8 protein-coding genes are annotated in these 20760 nt (G+C 68.3%); 2 read left to right on the forward strand and 6 right to left on the reverse strand.

Annotated elements, in window-relative coordinates; translation table 11 throughout:
- The first annotated feature begins 7 nt into the window (after positions 1–7).
- Complete coding sequence (locus ACFOPO_RS12345; protein ID WP_386703518.1) at positions 8–640, forward strand: hypothetical protein; 633 nt, start codon at positions 8–10, stop codon at positions 638–640.
- 58 nt (positions 641–698) lie between these two features.
- On the opposite strand, the gene ACFOPO_RS12350 is transcribed toward ACFOPO_RS12345, so the two are convergent.
- A complete protein-coding gene (locus ACFOPO_RS12350) occupies positions 699–1466 on the reverse strand; it encodes a YdcF family protein (protein ID WP_386703519.1) in 768 nt (255 codons plus the stop codon).
- 170 nt (positions 1467–1636) lie between these two features.
- Here ACFOPO_RS12350 and ACFOPO_RS12355 point away from each other — a divergent pair, with 170 nt between their 5' ends.
- The gene (locus ACFOPO_RS12355; RefSeq protein WP_386703520.1) at positions 1637–3451 is read left to right on the forward strand and encodes a choice-of-anchor Q domain-containing protein; all 1815 of its coding nucleotides are present in this window, start codon (positions 1637–1639) and stop codon (positions 3449–3451) included.
- Positions 3452–3871: 420 nt separating this feature from the next.
- Here ACFOPO_RS12355 and ACFOPO_RS12360 read toward each other — a convergent pair whose 3' ends face one another.
- The 5 genes from ACFOPO_RS12360 to ACFOPO_RS12380 are packed head-to-tail and all read right to left on the reverse strand — an operon-like array spanning position 3872 to position 20714.
- Positions 3872–5365 carry an oligosaccharide flippase family protein gene (locus ACFOPO_RS12360; protein WP_386703521.1) on the reverse strand — a complete coding sequence of 498 codons (1494 nt, stop codon included), beginning with the start codon at positions 5363–5365 and terminating at the stop codon, positions 3872–3874.
- A gap of 5 nt (positions 5366–5370) precedes the next feature.
- Positions 5371–6225, reverse strand: a complete 855-nt coding sequence (locus ACFOPO_RS12365; protein ID WP_386703522.1) for a serine aminopeptidase domain-containing protein — start codon at positions 6223–6225, stop codon at positions 5371–5373.
- Positions 6222–7082, reverse strand: a complete 861-nt coding sequence (locus ACFOPO_RS12370; RefSeq protein WP_386703523.1) for a hypothetical protein — start codon at positions 7080–7082, stop codon at positions 6222–6224. Before ACFOPO_RS12370 ends, ACFOPO_RS12365 begins: the two co-directional genes overlap by 4 nt.
- Positions 7083–7092: 10 nt before the next feature.
- Positions 7093–13233 (reverse strand): amino acid adenylation domain-containing protein, encoded by a 6141-nt coding sequence (locus ACFOPO_RS12375; RefSeq protein ID WP_386703524.1) that lies wholly within the window; start codon positions 13231–13233, stop codon positions 7093–7095.
- Positions 13234–13244: 11 nt separating this feature from the next.
- The gene (locus tag ACFOPO_RS12380; protein WP_386703525.1) at positions 13245–20714 is read right to left on the reverse strand and encodes an amino acid adenylation domain-containing protein; all 7470 of its coding nucleotides are present in this window, start codon (positions 20712–20714) and stop codon (positions 13245–13247) included.
- Positions 20715–20760: the final 46 nt, after the last annotated feature.

Here is a 20760-nt window from a genome sequence, read left to right on the forward strand (position 1 = left end):
TCAACTGATGAAGAAGACCTTGCTGTTCCTTGCACTTTCTTGCGTTTCCGTTGCCGCCAGCGCTACCGAAGCCAATGGCATCAGCTATTCCTACGCCGACCTGGACTACATCTACGGTGATGCTTCCGATGCCAGCTACCAGGGCCTGGGCCTGAAAGGCTCCTTCGAAATCGGGGCCGGATTCTTCATCACCGGCAGCTACCGCGAGCAGAAGATCGACAACTTCGGGGGCTCCAACGACGTCAGCGAGTGGACGCTGGGCGGCGGCTTCGCCAAGTCGTTGAGCGACAACCTCGACTGGGTCACGCAGGCGGCGTACGTCGAAAAGGATGCCGAACTGAGCCTGGGCCAGTTTCCCGCCAGCAATGGCCAGTCCCGCTTGCGTGATGACGTTGCCGGCTTCCGCGTCAGCAGCGGCGTGCGCGGGCGGATCTCTCCGAAACTGATCGGGCACGCCTACCTGGGTTACGAGGACCTGGGCGATGTCCGCGATTCGCTCGGTTCGCTCGACTTCGACGGCGACGTCTACGGTGATCTCGGCCTGGAGTACCAGTTCACCAAGCGCTGGTCCGCGACCACGTCGGTGATGCTGTCCAAGGGCGTCACCGAATACACCGGCGGCCTGCGCCTGTCGTTCTGATCGACAGCCTCGCCACCCTGGCAACGAGCCCGGCTTTTGCCGGGCTTTCTGCTTCGCCCTAGCGTGTTGCCGTCGACGGCACGGCCTCGCCTGCACGCATGCGGTACTGGACCATGCCGGCCAGTTCGTACAGGGCGATCTGCGTCTTCGCCACCGCCGAAACCTGCGGCACGAAGTAACCGACTCCGCCCATCGCCACATACTCCGAATCACTGGCGTGCACGCACGGGTCGAAGCCGGCGCTGCGGAACGACAGCAACGCACGCGGCAGGTGCGACGCCGAACTGACCAGGCGGATGCGCGCGGGCAGCGTACCGCGCAGGGCGAACGCGCTTTCCCAGGTGGTGGTCGATGCGGCCTCGGTGCGCAGGGCCGGCTGCGGCACGCCCCAGTCGCGTGCCAGCCGCGCCATCACCGACGCTTCCTTGATCGTGTACGGCCCACCGCCGGCGATCACCAGCGGCGAGCCGGGGTCGGTTCGCCACAGGTCGACCGCGCCGCGCAGCCGGCGCCAGCTGGCCTGGGTCAGCGCGGCGTAGTCGTCGTCGGCGCGGGGCTCCTCGTCCAGGCCACCGGCCAGCACCACGATGGGCGTCCCCGGCGCGACGCAGTGCGCACTGGCCGGGATCCGCGACTCCACGTCGCCAATCAGCAGGTTCGCGGCCAGCGGCGTGCACAGCACCAGCACCGCGAACATCAGCAGCAGACCGAGCGCGCGCAGCGGCACCCACAGCCGTGACCAGGTCAGCCACAGCAAGGCCCCCAGCAACAGGCCCCAGGTCATCGGCGAGAGCAGGTGGATGTACATCGCGCCGAAGTCTTGCATGAACGCGACCGTGCCGCGAGGTGGTCGCCAGGGCCATGAGGCCGAATCGCGACGGACAGCGCGTTCTATCGGTTGTACCGGGCGAATGACCGCGGGTACGCCCTGTCTCCTCTTCGGGATCTCCCATGCGCGCCCTCCCCCGTCGCCGCCGGCTCCGACTCCAGATGTTGATGGCCCAGTTGCTGGTGCTTGCCTTGCTGGTGCTGGCCGCATGGCGCGACGCGGCGGCCGCCGAGACGTACTACGTCCGCACCGACGGCGGCGACGAAAAGCAGTGCAACGGCCGCGCCGATGCGCCCTACCCCGGCAGCGGCAGCAAGCTCGACTGCGCATGGAAGAGCCCGCTGTACGCGCTGCCGACCGATGACAATCCGCGCATCGATCGCGGCGACACGCTGATCATCGGCCCGGGCGACTACATGATCGGCTGGGGCGCACCCGGCGCCGGTGACGACAGCTCCCGTTGCTACGAGGAAGCACCGTACGACTGTTACCCGGCCGCACCACCCAGCGGACGCAGCCCCGAACAGAAGACGCGCATCCTGGGCCAGGGTTTCGACACTGGCTGCAAGGCGCCGCCGAAGCTGTGGGGCACCCAGCGCGTGGACATGGTGCTGAACCTGCAGCGCACCGACAACGTCGAAGTGGGCTGCCTGGAGATCACCGACCGCAGCGACTGCGTGGAATTCCACACCGACGACAACGTCCGCTGCGAGCGCGACAAGTCGCCCTATGGCGACTGGGCCTCCGTCGGGCTGTACGCAAAAACCTCGCGCAACGTCTGGCTGCACGATCTCAACATCCATGGCCTCGCCGGCCGAGGCATCATGGCCGGCCACCTCACCGACTGGACCGTGGAGCGCGTGCGCATCAACGCCAACGGCTGGGCCGGCTGGGACGGCGACGTCGGCGAGGACGAGAGCTCCAACTCGGGCGACATCATCCTGCGCAACGTCGAGATCGCCTGGAACGGCTGTGCCGAGCACTGGCAGAGCGGCGAGCCGTTCGCCTGCTGGGCGCAGGAAAACGGCGGTTACGGCGACGGCCTGGGCACGGCCCGCACCGACGGCCACTGGCTGGTCGAGGATTCGCGCATCCACCACAACACGTCCGACGGCCTGGACCTGCTCTACACCGACCAGTCGAAGACGGCGACCGTGGTCGTGCGGCGCACCTACGCCGCCGCCAACGCCGGCAACCAGATCAAGACCGCCGGCAACGCCCTGATCGAGAACTCGGTGATCATCGGCCAGTGCGGTTACTTTCACAAAAAATTCGACATGACCTGGAGCGACATGTGCCGGGCCATGGGCAACGCCCTGTCGATCGGCGTTGGTCGCGGCCAGAAGACCATCGTCCGCCACAACACCATCACCGGCGAAGGCGACTGCCTGATCCTGACAGAAGGCGGCGACAAGAGCTCGACTGTCGAGATCCTCAACAACGCGCTGATCGGCCAACCCGACTTCCTGGCCAACGGTGACGACAACAACGGCGAGCTCACGTGTGGCCACTACGCCAACGAGAGCGACGCCGTCGTCAACTTCTCCGGAAATGCCTTCTGGAACGTGAAGGACGACCAGTGCTTCAAGGGCAACCTGTGCGGTCGCAACCCGCGCCTGACCGGCATGGAGATGAACGATTTCGACGCGGTCCCGCTGGCGGGAAGCCCGCTGATCGACGGCGCGACACAGTCCGCCGACGCCGGCGTCGATTACCTGCAGCACACGCGCCCCTCCGGCGCGGCGCCGGACATCGGCGCGATTGAAGTCCAGGGCGGCAAGGCCGCGGCGCCGGCTGCCGGTGGCGGGGATCCGGCGACCACGCCGGAGCGCTCAGGCGCCGACGCTTCCGCCCCGACACCGCTCGATCCGAGCACACCGATCCAGGCCACGCCAAAGGCGATCGGCTCGATCGTCATCGCATCCCTGCTGACGGCAGGCATCGTTGTAGGCCTGCGCAAGCAACGCGCGCGGTATCAGTAGCTCCTGAGGCATTCAACCTCGGGGCTTCCTGCTCCGGCGCGGCGTCGTCCGCCGAGACGGGGATTGCTCCGCCCCTTAGTTCGAACATCCTGTCCGAATGCGGGGCGTGGGCCATCCATGGCCCACTGCGGATCAATCCCCGTCTCGGCGGACAACGCCCTGCCACGTCATTTCCCGGTCTTCGATGACGTCCAAAAACCGCAGGGCGGAATCAAAGACCAGAACGAAGACCGCGCAATGAAACGCCGAAGCGGCGTTCGACGGGCTGGGGATTGATCCGCAGCGGGACATGGATGTCCCGCGCCCCGCATCGGACAGGATGTCCGACTAAGGGGCGGAGCAATCCCCAGCCCGGCGGACGACGCCGCTCCGCAGACGCACGCACCCTCGCACGCCGCATGCACGCAACCCAACACAAACTCACCCCACCAACGACTCACCGCTGACAGCAGCAACCTTCCGTCGCAACGGAATCATCGCGCGCAGGCGCGGGTCGAGCAGCAGCAGCGTCGCCAGATACGGCCCGCCGATCATCGCGCCGCCCAGGATCAAACGCGACCATCCAGGCTTCAAGCCAATCCCGAGCACACCCCACGCACAACCCACGGCAACCACGCCCGCGATACCCGCGAGCGCCAACGTCCGCCGGTCCGGGAACTGCCGCAGCGCAGGCGACACCAGCATGCAATGACCGACAGCGGCGGCGACCGAACTGCCGACCGTCGCCCACGCAGCGCCCATCACCCCATACCGCGGAATCAGCACCAGGTTGAGCAACGTATTGAGCACCACCGAAGTGCAGCCCAGCGCCAGCACCGTGCGCGTACGCTTCTCCAGCATCAGCCCATAGCCACACACCAGCATCACCGGGAACAGCGCATTGGTGGCCCCCATCACCGCGAACACCGGGCCGGACGCCGCCTTGCCATTGCCACTCAGCGCAATGATCACATCGGTGCCCAGGCACACCAGCAGGATCGACACCCCCACCGCCGCATACGTCATCGGCAACAGCACCTTGCGCTTGAGCGCACGCACCGCCTCCGCCGTCTCGGTCACGTACAGCCGGTTGGCCATCGGCGTGAACGACTCGAACACCGTGAGGTTCATGAACATGTGGACCTGCATCGCCAGGCCCGCACCGATGCTGTAGATACCGACCACCGCGAAGTCGCCCGACAGCCCCTTCAACATCAGCCGGTCGATCGAGACCAACGCGACCGCCAGCATCTCCGTGGCCACCAGCGGCATGCCGAACGCCATCGACTGCTTCAACGACCCCGGATCGAGCGTCTGCCGGGAGAACACCAGGTTGCGCCGCGTCCAGGTGAAGTAGAACGCGATGCCGATCAGCGCCGCCGCCAGCTTGCCGGCATAGGCTGCCAGCGCCGTGTACTGGATCGCCGCCACCGCACCCACCATCAACGCCAGCTGCAGATAGCGCCAAGCCACCCGCGTGATCATCACCATCCGCGAACGCTCGGTGGCGCGCAGAACAGTCTCCACCAGGCTGCTGTACACCATCAGCGGCGTCATCAGCATCGCCATCCAGAACACCGGCGACTGCGTGGCGCCGACGAACCAGTCGGTGATGACGATGCCGGCGCCGGTGATTGTCCACAGCGCCAGCGACACCAGCAACGGCAGGTAGAACAGGTTGGTCGAGAACGTGCGCAGCGCCGCCTCGTCGCCGCCGTGCGGATAGAACCGCAGGATCGAATGCTGCGCGCCCAGCTTGGCCACCGCGACCGCCAGCAGCACCCACGTGTCGTAGTAACCCAGGATGCCGTACTGGGTGTTGTCCAGCAGGCGGGTCATGATCGGGAACGACACCAGCCCGGCCAGCAGCACCAGGATGTTCGCCGAGGAGTAGCGCAGGTAGTGCCTGCCGATGCCGGGGGATTCGCTGGCCATCGCCATTACTGCCCCGCCTGCGCGAACTGCGACCGCATCCAGCCGTCGATGCGGTCGAACAGCACGCGCCGGTGCTTGCGCAGGTAGAAGGTGTGGTCGTACTCGCGCCAGAACTCCAGGCTCACCTGCGGTGCCCTGGCGGCAGCGCCAAGGCAGGCGCCCAGCTGCGCGCGGTGGTTGAAATAGGGATACGCGCCGCCGGTGAAGACGAACAGCAGGCGCGTGTCGCGCGCGACCATCGCCGACATCATCCGCACCGCATCCGGGCGCGACGGGAAGTCACGGAAGTCGGCCAGCGACGGACCGCCACTACCGCGTGAACGCAGGTAGCGCCACAGCTTGGCCGGTTGCAGCACGCGCGGCAGCGCATGGCGCAACCAGAAGCCCACGGTCGGATAGGCCAGGCCGTCGATCAGGATCGCGCCGGCCACGCGCGGATCCGCGGCGGCCACGTGGAAGGCATCGTCGGCACCGGAGCACAGGCCGCACAGGACGAACCGGTAAACGCCGGTCTGTTCGGCGAGCAGTCGCATCGCCGCATCGATCTCGCGCTTGCGCCGGTCGTTCGTTGCCTGCCCCGGCAAGGCACTGTCACCGAGACCCGACTGGTCGAAGCGCAGCACCGGGAAGCCCTGCGCCGCCAGCTTTCGGGCCAGGTCCACATGGGCGCGGAACGGGCCGACATGGCGCGTGATGCCGGCATTGAGCAGCAGCATGCCCACGCGCGGCTTGATGCCTTTGCGCACCGGCGTGACCACGCCGACCAGGCCATTGCCGAACTGCACGACCCGTTCGCCGACGTCCAGCGGCTCGACCGCGGGCTCGAATGAGGATCCCGGGAGCTGTACCTGCAGGTTCATCGCGCCTCCGTCGTGGCCAGCCGTTGGCCCAGCTGGACCACGCTGCGACGCGGATAGGCCTGGGCGCCGAACTGCTTCGGGTCTTCCCATCCGGGCCGGTCGGAGGCATCGAGTTCGAACACGTCCACTTCCACGCCTTGCCCGTGCTGGGTGCGGATGAAGCGCTCGATGTCTTCGTCGCGCTGCCACAGCATCAGGCGGACGCGACTGCCGCGCGGTAGTGCGATGGCCGCTGCATCCAGCGATGCCAGCGCCGTCAGCAGGGCCGGATCGACACGGAAGCCGAGCAGGTCGTTGTCATCGGGGTCGTGCCGCGCATGCGGGTAGCGACCACTCTCGTACAGCTGCGCGTGGTGCTGGCGTCGCCAGGATTCGATCACGCCAGCGCCGACCAGTTGCGGGTCCCACAGCACCACGTCGACCGGCTGCGCCTGTTGCGACAGGTACGCCAGCACCGGCAGCGCCGCGCTGCGCAGGGCCAGCCAGCCAAGGCGATCGCGGCCATGCCGCGCGGACATCACGGCCTGCGCGGCATCGAGGTCGGCGAGCATGCCCGGCAGGCTCAGACCGTCGTCCTCGCCACTCGAATCGCCGGTGCCGTACCAGTCGAAGCACAGGCCGGCACCCCCGCCTGCGGCCATGGACTCGGCCACCGCCCACAGTGCGCGGTGCGCGCGGATGCCTTCCTGCAGCAGCGGCGCGCACAGCACCATCGCCTTGCGCCGCGCGTCGTGGCCGGCGTGGACGTGCATCAGGCCGAACAACCTGCGTTCGGCCGTACCGAACAGGAACGGGCCACTCGACACCGGCACACCCGTCATCACTTCACCCTCTGTCGTTCCTGCCACTGCGCTCATTCGACAATGCTCATTCGACAATCCCGGTACGCAGCAGCCGCTTGACCTGGCGCGCCATTCGTGCACCAACGCCGCCGTGCTCCAGTGCGCCTGCCGACACCGGCAGTTCGGACGCGATCTGCGCCAGGCTCAGCGTGGCCAGTCGCATCAACTGGATGCGCACGCCGGTGTCCTTGCCGACGCGGCTGGACATCTGCACCGCCAGCATCGAGTTGCCGCCCACGTCGAAGAAGTTGTCGCTTGGCGAGACCTCGGTGCCGAGCAACTCCTTCCAGATGGCACACAGGTAATCGCAACGCGGATCGTCGCTGGCGACCGCAACCGCGGCCGCTTCGTCGCCGGCGCCATCGTCCCGGGCCGCATCGGCCGCGACGGCGAGGTCCTCGTTGGCACCGGTCTGCGCACGGACGATGGTTGCGCCCAGTGCACTGGCCAGCGCCGGCGCCTCGACCAGGCCACGGTGCGAACCGGGGATGGCGATGATCCGGATCGAATCCACCAGCGATTCCCAGCCCAGTGCCGGCTTTCCGCGCAGATCGTCCGGCTGCTCGCTGGCGCGGAACAGCACCACGGCCGCCGGATACGGCCTGACCACGTAGTCGATGTAGGCGCGCGTGTGCACCGCCTGCAGTTCGGCGTAACGGATGTCGTGCGGAAGTGCAGCCCCGGTAGCACGCGCCTGCTCGGCCTGCGCCCGTTGCTGGCGCGCCTGGATGCGGCGGTTCACCGCTTCGCTGATCGTGGCCAGGCGCTCGCCGAGTGACTGGCCCTGCATGCGCCGGCGCAGGCGACCCACGCGCGCACTCAATCCGTTGCGCGCCTGCTCGCGATAGCGGGTACCGAACTCGGCGGAGGTGTCGATCAGGCCCAGCAACCCGACCCGCTCGCCGGCGGCGACCAGTTGTTGCGCCATCTCGTAGGCGATCATCCCGCCCATCGATCCGCCCGCCAGGTGGTAAGGGCCATGCGGCTGCAGCTGGCGGATCTCGTGCACATAGCGTTCGGCCATGGCTTCGATCTTCTCCAGCGGAGCCGTCCGCCCATCCAGTCCCAGCGCCTGCAGGCCGTAGATCGGGAATCCCTCCGGCAACGCTTCGGCCAGCGCACGGTAATTGAGCACGTTGCCACCGACCGCATGCACCAGGAAGAACGGCAGGCCTTCGCCATGCGTGCGGATCGGCACCAGCGGCGCCCACGGATCCACACGTGCCGGTGCATCGGTCTCGCCTTCGGCATGCGCCCCTGCGTGCCGATACGCCAGTGCAAGTGCCCGCACCGTGCGCGCACTCAGCAATGTTGCCAGCGGCAGGTTGACGCCGGTTTCGTGGTTGAAGCGGTGGAACATCTGCACCGCCTGCAGCGAGTGGCCGCCGAGGGTGAAGAAGTCGTCGTCGGCGACGATGCGCGGATTGCGCAGCAGGTCGCGCCAGATCTCGAGCAGGCGCGCAGCCAGCGGATCCAGGTCCTCGTCGACAGCGGCCGGGATCGCAGCGGCGTCGTCCGAGACCTGCAGCGAAAGCGGCTCAGCAACGGCTTCGGCGGCAGGACGCCCGAACAACAGCGGCTGGCCATCGTCGAAGCTGGTCAGCGCCTCGAGCGTCATCGCCGGATCGCGGCTGATCCGCTCCAGCAGCAGCATGTAGCGATCGTGCAGCAGGTTCGCGGTTTCGGCATTGAAGATGTCGGCGTTGTGGGTGAAGCCACCGGACAGGCCTTCGTCTTCCTCGACCAGCCACATGCCCAGGTCCTGCGTCGCCTCCGGCTGGAACACCGGGAAGCGCACGTGCCGCAGCGGACCCCAGTCGCAGACGCGCTTGCGGATGTCCTGGAACGAGAACAGGGCGTGGTACAGCACCGCCCCGCCCTCGCGGCTGCGCATGCTCAACTCGCGCACCAGGTCTTCCAGGCGGATGTCCGGATGACCGAAGCTGTCGAGCATCATGTCCTTCACGCGGGCCAGCGCCTGGGCGAAGGTCATGCCCGCGTCGAGTTCGACGCGCAGCGGCAGCAGGCTGGTGAAGTATCCCATCAAGGGTTCGACTTCGGCGGTGTTGCGGCCGCGCACCGGCGTACCGACGGTCAGCTCGCGCAGCCCCGAGGTCCGGCTGATCAGGGTGAAGTACGCAGCCAGCAGGACCATGAAGAGCGTTGCGTCCAGCTTCAGCGCAGCGGCGTGCAAGGCCGCGGTGGTCCCGTGCGGGATGCGCATGCGCCGGGTGACGCCGCGGCCGGACATGCCGGGCCGGCGCGGCATGTCGGTCGGCAGGGCTTCCACCTGCCCCGCGCCGCCCAGGCGCTCGCGCCAGAACGCCAGTTGCTTGGCGTACTCGGGCCCCTGCAGCCACTGCCGGTGCCAGACCGAGTAGTCGAGGTACGAGACGGTGAGCTCGGGCAGCACGGGCGCGCGGTTCTCGATCTGCGCGCGGTACAGCTCGGCGATGTCCTGGTACATCAGGTCGAACGACCAGCCGTCCCAGATCAGGTGATGCGGCATGAAGAACCAGACATGCTCCTCTGGTCCCATCCTGAACATGCGCGACGTGATCAGCGGCGCCTGGTCGAGGCGGAAGGGCCGGGTGATCATCACGTTCATGCGTTTGGTGAGCTCGGCGGCACGCTCCTCGTCACCGAACTGGCTCAGGTCCTCGATGTCGCGGATGTCCAGTTCCACCTGGTCGTGGACGACCTGCATCGGCTCGCCATCGACCAGCTCGATCGAGGTGCGCAACGCCGACTGCCGTTGCAGCATGGCCTGCAGCGCACGCTGGAAGGCTTCGACATCGAGCGGTCCGACCAGGCGATGCGCCGACGGCGTGTTGTAGGTGAGCTGGCCGGGGTTGAACTGTTCCAGCAGGTACAGGCGCTCCTGCATCACCGACATCGGCCCGTGCGACTGGTCGGCGAGGTGCACGATGGGCTCGCGCACGATCGCGCCTTCGCCGCCATGCTCGCGCTGGAAGGCATCTACCAGGCGCGCCAGCTTGGCCACGGTCGGGCCGTCGAACAGCGCACGCAGCGACAGTGCGATGCCCAGTTCCTTGTTGAGGCGCGAGGTCAGCTGCGCCGCCAGCAGCGAGTGGCCGCCCAGCGAGAAGAAGTCGTCGTCCACGCCCAGTTCCGGCACGCCCAGCACCTTGGCCATGGCCTCGGCAATCGTGCGCTCGAGCGGGTTGCGCGGGGCGATGCGTTCGCCCGCACTGCGCGCGCTCATGTCGGGCACCGGCAGCGACTTGCGGTCGATCTTGCCGTTGGGCAGCAACGGGATGGCATCGAGCACCATCAGGTGTTGCGGGATCATGTAGTCCGGCAGCGATCCGCGCAGGTGCGACAACAGTTGCGCTTCGTCCGCCGTCTGGCCATCGGCGGCCACGACATAGGCCACCAGGCGCACGTCGCCGGGGCGGTCCTCGCGTGCGGCGACCACGACGCGGGCAACTGCCGGATGCGTCGCCAGCAGCGCTTCGATCTCGCCAAGCTCGATGCGATAGCCGCGCACCTTGACCTGGAAATCGAGACGACCCATGTGCTCGAGCACCCCATCCTGGCGCCAGCGTCCGCGGTCGCCGGTGCGATAGAGCTTTGCCGCCGGTGCCTTGGAGAACGGATCGTCGATGAAGCGTTCCGAGGTCAGCTCCGCGCGATTGAGGTAGCCCAGCGTGACGCCGTCGCCACCGATCCAGATTTCGCCCGGCACGCCGAGCGGGCACAGCCCGCCCTGCGGGTCGAGGATCCAGACCTGGGTATTGGCGATCGGTCGGCCGATATGGATGTCGGCAGCCTTGCCCTGCGGCCCGGCAACAACACGAGCACAGGTCGACCACACCGTCGTTTCGGTCGGGCCGTAGACATTCCACAACGACCCGCAGCGCTGCAGCAGCTGCGCGGCCAGGTCGGCCGGCAATGCCTCGCCACCGCAGAGGATCTTGAACGTCGCGTCACCCTTCCAGTCCGCGTCGAGCAGCAGCCGCCACGATGCCGGGGTGGCCTGCATGATCGTCGCACCGCTGCTGCGCACCAGCTCGGCCAGTGCGACGCCGTCGGTCGCGGTGTCGCGGTCGGCCAGCACTACCTGCGCACCCACGCTCAGCGGCAGCAGCAGTTCCAGCACGGCGATGTCGAACGACAACGTCGTCACCGCCACCAGGCGATCGCTTTCGCCGATGCCCGGCTCATGCTGCATGCTGGCCAGGAAATTGCTGACGGCGCGATGCGGCACCTGCACGCCCTTGGGGCGTCCGGTCGAACCGGAGGTGTAGATCACGTAGGCGATCGATTCCGGCTCCGCCGCCATTGCGTCGCGCCCGGGTCGTTCGCCGGAGAATGCCGCCAGCTCGTCCTCGAGCGTGTCCAGGGCAAGCACCGGTCGACCGCGCAGGTCGAAGTTGCCGGCGTGCGCCTGCTGCGTCAGCAATGCCGCCAGGCCGGCATCGCCGGCCATGTAGGTCAGGCGCTCGGCGGGGAAATGCGGGTCGAGCGGCACGTATCCGGCGCCGGCCTTGAGGGTACCGAGCAGGCCGGCCAGCATGTCGATGCCACGGTCCAGCACCAGGCCCACCAGCGATCCGCGGCGCACGCCGCGGCTGCGCAGCAGCTGGGCGATGCGGTTGGAGCGGTCCTCCAGCTCGGCATAGCAGACCGCGCGGCCCTTGAAGACCAGCGCGGTGCGTCCCGGCGTGAGGTCGCATTGCCGCTCGAAGTACTCGTGCATGCGGCACTCGCGGTCGAACGCGCTCGGCTCCGGTTGCAGCGCATTGAGTTCGGCGTAGGCCGCGGCATTGACCAGCGACAGCGCGCTGGCATTGGCGTCCGGCCGCGCGACCGCATCGCGCAACAGCGACTCGTAGGCCGCCAGCCAGCGGCGGATCGTGTCGGCGTCGAACAGGTCGGTGTTGTACTGGGTCTCCAGCCGCATGCCACCCTGGGTCTGCACGGCGTTGATGAAGATCTCGAAGTTCTCGAAGCTGCGCGCGTTGTTGCTGAACTCCAGCGTCAGCCCGGGGAAGCCGGCCGTCTCGCGCTCCAGCGCCTGGTCGATGTTGAACATCACGCTGCACAACGGCAGCCGTCCCGGATCGCGCTCGACACGCAGCTTCTGCAGCAGCGTGCCGAAGGTGTAACGCTGGTGGTCGATGGCGTCGAGCAGGGTCGACTGGGCATCGTCGAGCACCTTGCCGAAGGCATCCTTGGCCTCGATGCCGAAGCGCAGCGGCAGCAGGTTCACGCAATGGCCGACCAGCTGGTCGTTGCCGTCGACCGATTGCCCGGCCGCCGGGATACCGATCACGACCTCGTCCTGCCCCGCAAGGCGCGACATCACGCAGCCAAAGCCGGCCAGCAGGGTCGCGAACAGGCTGACGCCCCGGCGCGTGCCCATGCGGCGCACCGCGGCGACCAGTTCCGGATCGAGCAGATGGTCCTCGCGCAGCGAGGCGAAGCTGCGACGCACCGGCCGCGGCCGGTCCGTGGGCAGGTCCAGCACCGGCGCGCCGCTGGCAAAGCGACCCAGCCAGTACGCTTCGTCCTCGGCGTAGGTGGCGCCGTCGGGATGGGTCGCCTGCGCCAGCGCGTAGTCGGAGAACGCGACCGCCGGCGCGATCGGCGCGATCGGCGCGCCGCATCGGCTGCCGTACAGCAGTCCCAGGTCCTGCACGATCAACCACCACGACCAGCCGTCGCAGGCGATGTGGTGCGCGGTGAGCAGCAGGACGTGATCGTCCTCGCCAAGGCGCAGCAGCTCTGCGCGGAACAGCTCGCCATGGGTCAGGTCGAACGCGGTTTCCACCGCCACCTGTTGCCGCTCCTGCCTCGCCTGCGCGCGGGCCTGCGGCTCGAGCGCGGACAGGTCGATGAGGGGCAAGGCCAGCTCGCTGACCTCGCGCACGCACAACGTCTCGCCGTCGGGGCCGAAGTTCGAGCGCAGCGCGTCATGGCGCTGCAGCAGGTCGCCAAGCGCGGCGTGGAGCGCGGCCCGGTCGAGGCGGCCGCGCAGGTGCAGCGAGACCGATTCGTTGAACGCGAGCGTGGCATCGGCGCCGAGCTGCGCCGCGAGCCAGACTTCGCGTTGCGGCTCGGTGGTGGGTACGACGCGATCGAGCACCCCATCGGCAAACGGGTCGTATTCGACCGCGTCGCTGAGGGGAGTCTGCACCATGGCCGCCATGCTCATGCTCCTACTTTGCGGTACTTGCCAGGTTCGCTTTCATTCGGAACGAACCAGGCTGGGCGTCCATCGGGCTCGCGTCCGAGGCGCGCGCCGGGCACCGGCGGCCGGCTGGGATCCATCACCACCGGCGGCGGTCCGAGGCGACCCGGCAGCAGCTGCGCTTCCACCAGTTCCAGGATCGATTCCTTGTACGCCTTGAGCATCGCCTGGACGTCGGCCTCGCTGTGCGCCGTGGTCAGGAAGCAAGGGAAGTTGTCGACGATGTGGACGCCACGGCTGCGCAGCATCGCGAACAGCAGCTCCTGCATCGGATGGTCTTCGAGGAACTGCGTGCGCCACAGCGAGGCGAACTGCTTGATGCTGATCGGCGCGCCGACCTCCTCGAGGAACGCGTTGAGCTCGTTGACGTAGGCGGTGGTGCGCGCGGTCAGCTGCTCCTGCAGCTGCGGGCCTACTTCCTTCATGTGCTCCAGCACCGCCTTCGCCGCCGCCAGCGCCAGCGGATGGCGCACGAAGGTGCCGGCGAAGTACGTCACGCCCACCGTCGGCACCGAGTCGTCACCGTACTGCCAGTGACCACCGTCGAGCGCATCCATGAACTCGCGCTTGCCCGCGACCACGCCAAGCGGATACCCGCCACCGATGACCTTGCCATAGGTGGCCAGGTCAGCCTTGATCCCGAACAGCGCCTGCGCGCCGGCCGGATGGCTGCGGAAGCCGGTGATGACCTCGTCGAAGATCAGCGCGGCGCCGGCCTCCTCGGTGATCTTGCGGACCTCGCGCAGGAACTCGACCGGCTGGAAGTCCGGACGCCGGCTCTGCACCGGTTCCACCAGCACCGCCGCCAGCTCATGGGCGCGGCTGCGGATGATCTCCAGCGATTCCGGCGTGCCGTAGTCGAGCACGAGGATGTTTTCGGCGGTGTTGGCCAGGATGCCCGGTGCGGCCGGAACCGCGCGCAGCTTCTTGGTGCCGCGCACGATCACTTCGTCGTTGATGCCATGGTAGGAACCGTTGAACGACACGATGGTGCTGCGGCCAGTGATCGTGCGGGCGATGCGGATGGCACCGAGCACCGCCTCGGAGCCGGTGTTGCACAGCGCCGCACGGTCGTGGCCGGTGAAATCGCAGATCAGCTTGGCCACTTCGCCCGACAGCGGGTGCTGCGGGCCGATCTCGTAACCCAGGTCGAGCTGCTCGCGGATCGCGTCGAGCACGAAGTCCGGCTGCCAGCCGAACATGCTCATGCCGAAGCCGTTGGTGGCATCGATGTACTCGTTGCCGTCGATGTCGAACAGGTGCGAGCCCTTGGAGCGCCCGATCACGATCTGGTAGATGATTTCCTTCAGCGCCGGACGGAAGCCGTTGACCACGCGCGGGTCGGCCATGTGTGACCGGTGCTCCTGCGTGTAGGCCTTGGACTTCGGGCTGCGTGCGAGGTAGCGCTGGGTGAACTCGGCCAGGCGCTTGCGCTGGTGGTCGTTGAAGTCCTGGCGGGCGTTGTGGATCCGCGCGATCGCGCCGAAGGCCTTCTGCACGTCGTACTTGGTGTGCGCGAGGGCTGCAGCCTCCGGGTCTGCGGCCGCATCGGCAGGCGCGGCTGGCGCGGCAGGCACCGTCGGTGCTACTGCGGCGGCGACAGCTGCAGGCGCTGCGGCCACAGGCGGTGCCACAGGTGCCGCCACCACGGCGGCGGGCGCCACGGCCGCAACCGGCGCACCGGCAAGCAGCGCCAGTTGCTGCTGCATCAACTGCATCTGCTGGGCGATGAGCGCGCGGGCGAAGTCGCCCTGTGCGGCGCCGACCAGCGACGCAGCCGGCATCGCCATCGCCGCGACCGGAGCGGCCACGGTGGCAACCGGGGCGACGGCAAGCTGCGCCACAGCAGCCTGCGCAACAGGCGCAGGTGCAGCCGCGGGCGCCGGCGGCGCCTCCGCAGGCAGTTTCTCGTCGAGCATCTTCGCCAGGCGATCCAGGCTCGAGAACTCGCCCATCAGCTGGCGGAAGGTGACGCTCACGGCAAAGGTCTTCTGCAGCTGCGTGGCCACCTGCGTCAGCATCAGGCTGTCCAGGCCCAGCTCCATGAAGTTGGCTTCGCTGTCGGCGTCGGACAGGTCGAAACCGACCACGTCCTCGAAGACGTCGCGCAACCGGCCGATCAGCACGGGCCGGCGGTCAGCGACGGCGACCTGCGCGGGCGATCCGGCGTCCGCGGAAGTGGGGGACGCGACGAGGTGCGGCATGGGAATCTCCAGATCCATTGGGACGTTGATGTTCAGTGCGGGGTGCGGAACGACATTGGCGAGCGCCGATGGCGCATCCACCCAGAAGCGTTGACGTTCGAAGGGATAGGTCGGCAGCAGGACGCGGCGACGGCGCTGGCGACGGTCGAACGTGGCCGGATCGATGGCGACGCCACGGCACCACAGCTGGCCGGCGGCGTTGCGCAGGCAAGCGTCCTCGGCCTCGGGCGAATCCGCCAGCGACGACACTGCGACCGCCGGCTGGCGCTGCACACCGGGGTGCTGGCGGGCCAGCGTGGCCAGCGTGGTACGCGGGCCCACCTCGAGCAGCACGCGCGGACGTTCGTCGACCATACGCTCGAGCGCGGCGGCGAAGCGGACCGGCTCGCGCAGGTGGCTTGCCCAGTAGTCGGCCGACATCGCGGTTTCGGCGTCGAGCCACTGCGCGGTCGCCGTCGACATCAGCGGCACGGCCGGCGCGTTGCGCGTGACGGCTGCCGCTTCGGCATGGAACGGTGCAACCACCGGATCCATCATGGCCGAGTGGAACGCGTGCGAGGTGTGCAGGACGCGGCAGGCGACGCCGTCGCCTTCCAGTGCGGCCTGGAAGCGTGCGATCGCCTCGTCCGGACCGGACACGACGCAAGCGCCGGGCGAGTTCTCGGCAGCCAGCGAAAGGTCCGCCGGCAGCCTCGCCAACAGTGCATCCAGGGCCATGCGCACCGACATCATCGTGCCGGTGGGCTGCGCCTGCATCAGTGCGCCACGGCGGGCGACCAGGCGCAACGCATCGGCGAGCGTGAAGACGCCGGCCAGCGTCGCGGCGACGAATTCGCCGACACTATGGCCGATCATCGCCGCCGGCATCACGCCATGGCTCATCCAGGTCCGCGCCAGCGAGTACTCGATGGCGAACGTCGCAGGCTGCATCACCGCGGTCGGCTGCAGGTCCTGGGCGTCGCCGTGGAAAACGCGCTCGCGCAGGTCAAAGCCGAGTTCGCCGCGCAGCAGCTCCGCGCATTCGTCGAATGCGGCGCGGAACGCGGCCTCGCTCTCGTACAGGCCGCGGCCCATCCCGGCGTATTGCGATCCCTGCCCCGGGAACATGAAGACGACTTCGCTCGAGCGCGCCGGGCGGCTGCGCATCGCCGCCGCATTGAGTTCGGTGGTGCGCAGCGATTCCGCGGCGGCGGCGGCGTCAGTCGCGACCACGCAGACGCGATGGGCGAAGGCCTTGCGGCCGACGGCCAGGGTCCAGGCGACGTCGGCGAGGTTGGCCTGCGGTGCCGCCCCGAGCTGTTCGGCCAGACGCTCCGCCGAGCGCGCCAGCGCAGCCGGCGTGCGTGCCGACAGCACCAGCAGCTGCGGCCCCTGGGCCAAGTCCGACTCATCGCGTGCCGGCGCTTCTTCCATCACCACGTGGGCGTTGGTGCCACCCACGCCGAACGAACTCACGCCGGCGCGGCGCGGGACGTCGCCCGCGGGCCAGTCGCTGAGGCGATCGTTGACGATGAAGGGTGTGGCGGCGAAGTCGATTGACGCATTGGCCTGCTGGAAATGCAGCGAGGCCGGGATGCGCTGCTCCCACAGCGACAGCGCGGTCTTGATCACGCCTGCACCGCCCGCCGCGATGACCAGATGGCCGACGTTGCTCTTGACCGAACCGATCCGGCAGAACCCGGTGTCCTGCGTGCTTCGGCGAAACGCGCGCGTCAGCCCTTCCACTTCGATCGGATCGCCGAGCGGTGTGGCCGTCCCGTGCGCTTCCACATAACTGATGCTGCGCGGATCGACGCCGGCATCGGCCTGCGCCATCGCGATCACCGCCGCCTGGCCTTCGCTGCTGGGCGCGGTGAAGCTGGCCTTGTGGCCGCCGTCGTTGTTGATGGCGGCGCCGCGGATCACCGCGTACACCGGGTCGCCATCGGCCAGCGCATCGGACAGCCGCTTCAGCAGCACCACGGTCGCGCCATCGCTGAACACCGTGCCGGTGGCATCGCGATCGAACGTGCGGGTATGGCCGTCGCGCGACAGCATCGCGCCTTCGATGTGGCGGTAGCCACTGCGCGGCGGACAGGTCGCCGATGCCGCGCCGGCCAGTGCCATGTCGCACTGCCCTGCACGCAGGCTGTCCACCGCCTGGCAAATCGCGACCAGCGAGGTCGAGCATGCCGTGTGCGTGCTCACCGCCGGCCCGGTCAGGTTGAGCTTGTGGGCGACGTGGGTGGCGATGTAGTCCTTCTCGTTGTTCACCATCACCTGGAAGTCGCCGAGTTTGGCGATCAGGTCCGGGCGATGGGCGAGATGGCGCTGGAAGTAGGTACCGTTGTTCATGCCGGCGAACACGCCGACCGGGCCCGGCGTCGAATCGGGCGCATAACCGGCACGCTCCAGGCATTCCCAGCTCAGCTCGAGGAAGATCCGCTGCTGCGGATCCATCAGCTCTGCTTCGCGCGGGCTGATGCCGAAGAACGCGGCATCGAAGTTTTCCAGCCCTTCAATAATCCCGCGCGCGGCGACATACCCCGGATCGTTGCGCTCGGCCGCGGTCACCGCCGGGTCGAGTTCGTCGGGCTTGAAGTAGGTGATGGTGTCGCGGCCTTCGCACAGGTTGCGCCAGAAGGCTTCGACGTCGTCAGCGCCGGGGAAGCGCCCGGCCATCGCGACGATGGCGACAGCCTCGTTGCGCGCGGCACCGTCGCGCGGCCCGCGGCCGAAGCGCGATTCCGGGATTGCCGACTGCGCGCCGCCCTGCAACAACGCGGCCAGGCCGGCCGGGGTCGGATGACGGAAGAAATCCAATGCCGACAGCGTGGCACCCTCGCCCGCCGCAGCGTCGCGCTCGCGCCGGACGCGCTCGAGCAACCGCATCGCCAGCAGCGAGTTGCCGCCCAGGTCGAAGAAGTTGTCATGCCGCCCGATCTGCTCGATGCCGAGCACCGCCGCGTAGGCCGCGCAGATCATCTGTTCCACCGCACCCTGCGCCGGCTCGAAGGCCACCGCCAGCTCCGGACGCTCGCTGCCCGGCTCTGGCAGCGCGCGGCGGTCGAGCTTGCCGTTTGGCGTGACCGGCAGTGCCGGCAGATGGATGAAGTGCGCCGGGATCATGTGGTCCGGCAACTGCTGGCCCAGGTGCGCGCGCAGCGCTTCGACGCCGAGCGCCGCATCGACGGGCTGGGTGACGTAATAGGCGACCAGGCGCAGGTCGCCGTCGCCGTCCGGTCGCGCCAGCACGACGCCGGCGGTGACCAGCGGATGCTCCGTCAGTCGCGCCTCGATCTCGCCCAGTTCGATGCGGAACCCGCGGATCTTCACCTGGAAGTCGTTGCGTCCCTGGTACTCGATGTTGCCGTCGGGCAGCCAGCGACCGAGGTCGCCGGTGCGGTACATGCGCGCCTGCGGATCATTGGCGGCAAATGGATCAGGCAGGAAGCGCTCGGCGGTGAGCTCGTCGCGGTTGAGATAGCCGCGCCCGACCTGCACGCCGGCGATGTAGAGCTCGCCCGTCACGCCCTGCGGCACCGGCTCGAGGTGCGGATCGAGCACGTACATGCGCGTGTTGGCGATGGGCCTGCCAATCGGAATGCTCAGCGCGGCCTTGCCCGGCGCGCTGGTCCATGCGGTCACGTCGACCGCCGCTTCCGTCGGTCCGTAGAGATTGTGCAGTTCCACGCCTGGCAGGCGCTGGTGGAAACGTTCGGCAAGTGCGACCGGCAATGCCTCGCCGCTGCACATCACGCGCTTGAGCACGCCGGCACAGCCCGGTGAAGCGTCGTCCTCGAGGAACGCGTGCAGCATCGACGGCACGAAGTGCATGGTGGTGACGCCGTGTTCGCGGATCACCGATGCGAGGTACGCGGGGTCCTTGTGTCCATCCGGGCGCGCCATCACCAGGCGCGCGCCGGTCAGCAGCGGCCAGAAGAACTCCCACACCGACACATCGAAACTGAAAGGCGTCTTCTGCAGGACGGTGTCGTTCGCATCCAGCCCGTACTCATCCTGCATCCACAGCAGGCGGTTGACGATGCCGCGATGCTCGTTCATCGCGCCCTTGGGCAGGCCGGTCGAACCGGAGGTGTAGATCATGTAGGCCAGATGGCGCGCATCGAGGCCGAGCGCCTCGGCTCCCACATCGGTGTCGGCTTCGCCGGCCCACGCCGGTTGCGACACCGACAGGTCCAGCACCGGGCAACGGACCTCCAGCGACTGCAGCAGCGGCAGCAGCTTGGCCTGGGTCAGCAGCACCTTCGGCGCGCTGTCGCCGAGCATGTGCACCAGGCGATCCTGCGGATAGGACGGATCCAGCGGCACGTAGGCCCCGCCGGACTTGAGGATGGCGAGCAGCCCCACCACCATCGCCCAGCCGCGCTCGATGCAGATGCCGACGCGGTCATCGGGACGCACGCCCTGCGCGCGCAGATGATGGGCAAGGCGATTGGCCTCACGGTTGAGTTGCACGTAGCTGAGCGTGCGATCTTCGGCCACCACCGCCGGTGCATCGGGCGTGCGCTGCACCTGCGCCTCGATCAGCGAATGCAGGCTGCAGTCCTGCGGATAGGCGACATGGGTGTCGTTCCAGCCATCGAGCAGGTGGGCACGCTCGACGGCGTCGATCATCGCCAGGCGGCCGATGGCCTGCTCGGGCGCGGCCGTCGCGGCGACAAGCAGGTTGCGTCCGTAGCGGAGGTAGCGCTGAAGCGTTGCTGCCTCGTAAAGCGCTGCATCGCCTTCCAGTTCGAGGGTCAGCACACCGCCGCTGTCGCGCATACGCAGCGACAGTTCCGTCACGACGGCGGTACCGTCGCCGACAGCGAAACCGATCTGCCAGCCATCTGTCGATACGCCTTCGGTCGCCGCAGTGGTCGCCAGCGCCAGCTGTTCGCCGGCCTTGGCGATCAGCGCCGGGAAAATGATGGTGGCATCCAGGTCGAGCCGGACCGGCAGCACCGTCGCACCGGACCTGCCTTCGACCGCGATCGCCAGTTGGGCCTGGTTCGACAGCCGGTGCAGGAGGGTGGCCCAGCCCGCCAGCACGGCGGTCGCCAGCGACTGTCCCTGGTCGTCGGCCGCGACCTGCAGCGCAGTGCGCAGCGAGTCCGGCACCAGCAGTTGCGCCATGGCGCGCTCGGCGGAGGCCTCGCGTCCGCGCGGGCGATCGGCGGGCACCTCCACCAGTGCGGGCAATTCGTTGCCCGTCAGTTCGCCATGCGCAGTGGGCCGACACATATTCCGCGCGACGTCCAGCGTGCCAGCACCCGTGTTACCCATGTTC

The sequence above is a fragment of the Lysobacter sp. GCM10012299 genome (genome assembly GCF_042649405.1).
GTDB lineage: Bacteria > Pseudomonadota > Gammaproteobacteria > Xanthomonadales > Xanthomonadaceae > Lysobacter_J.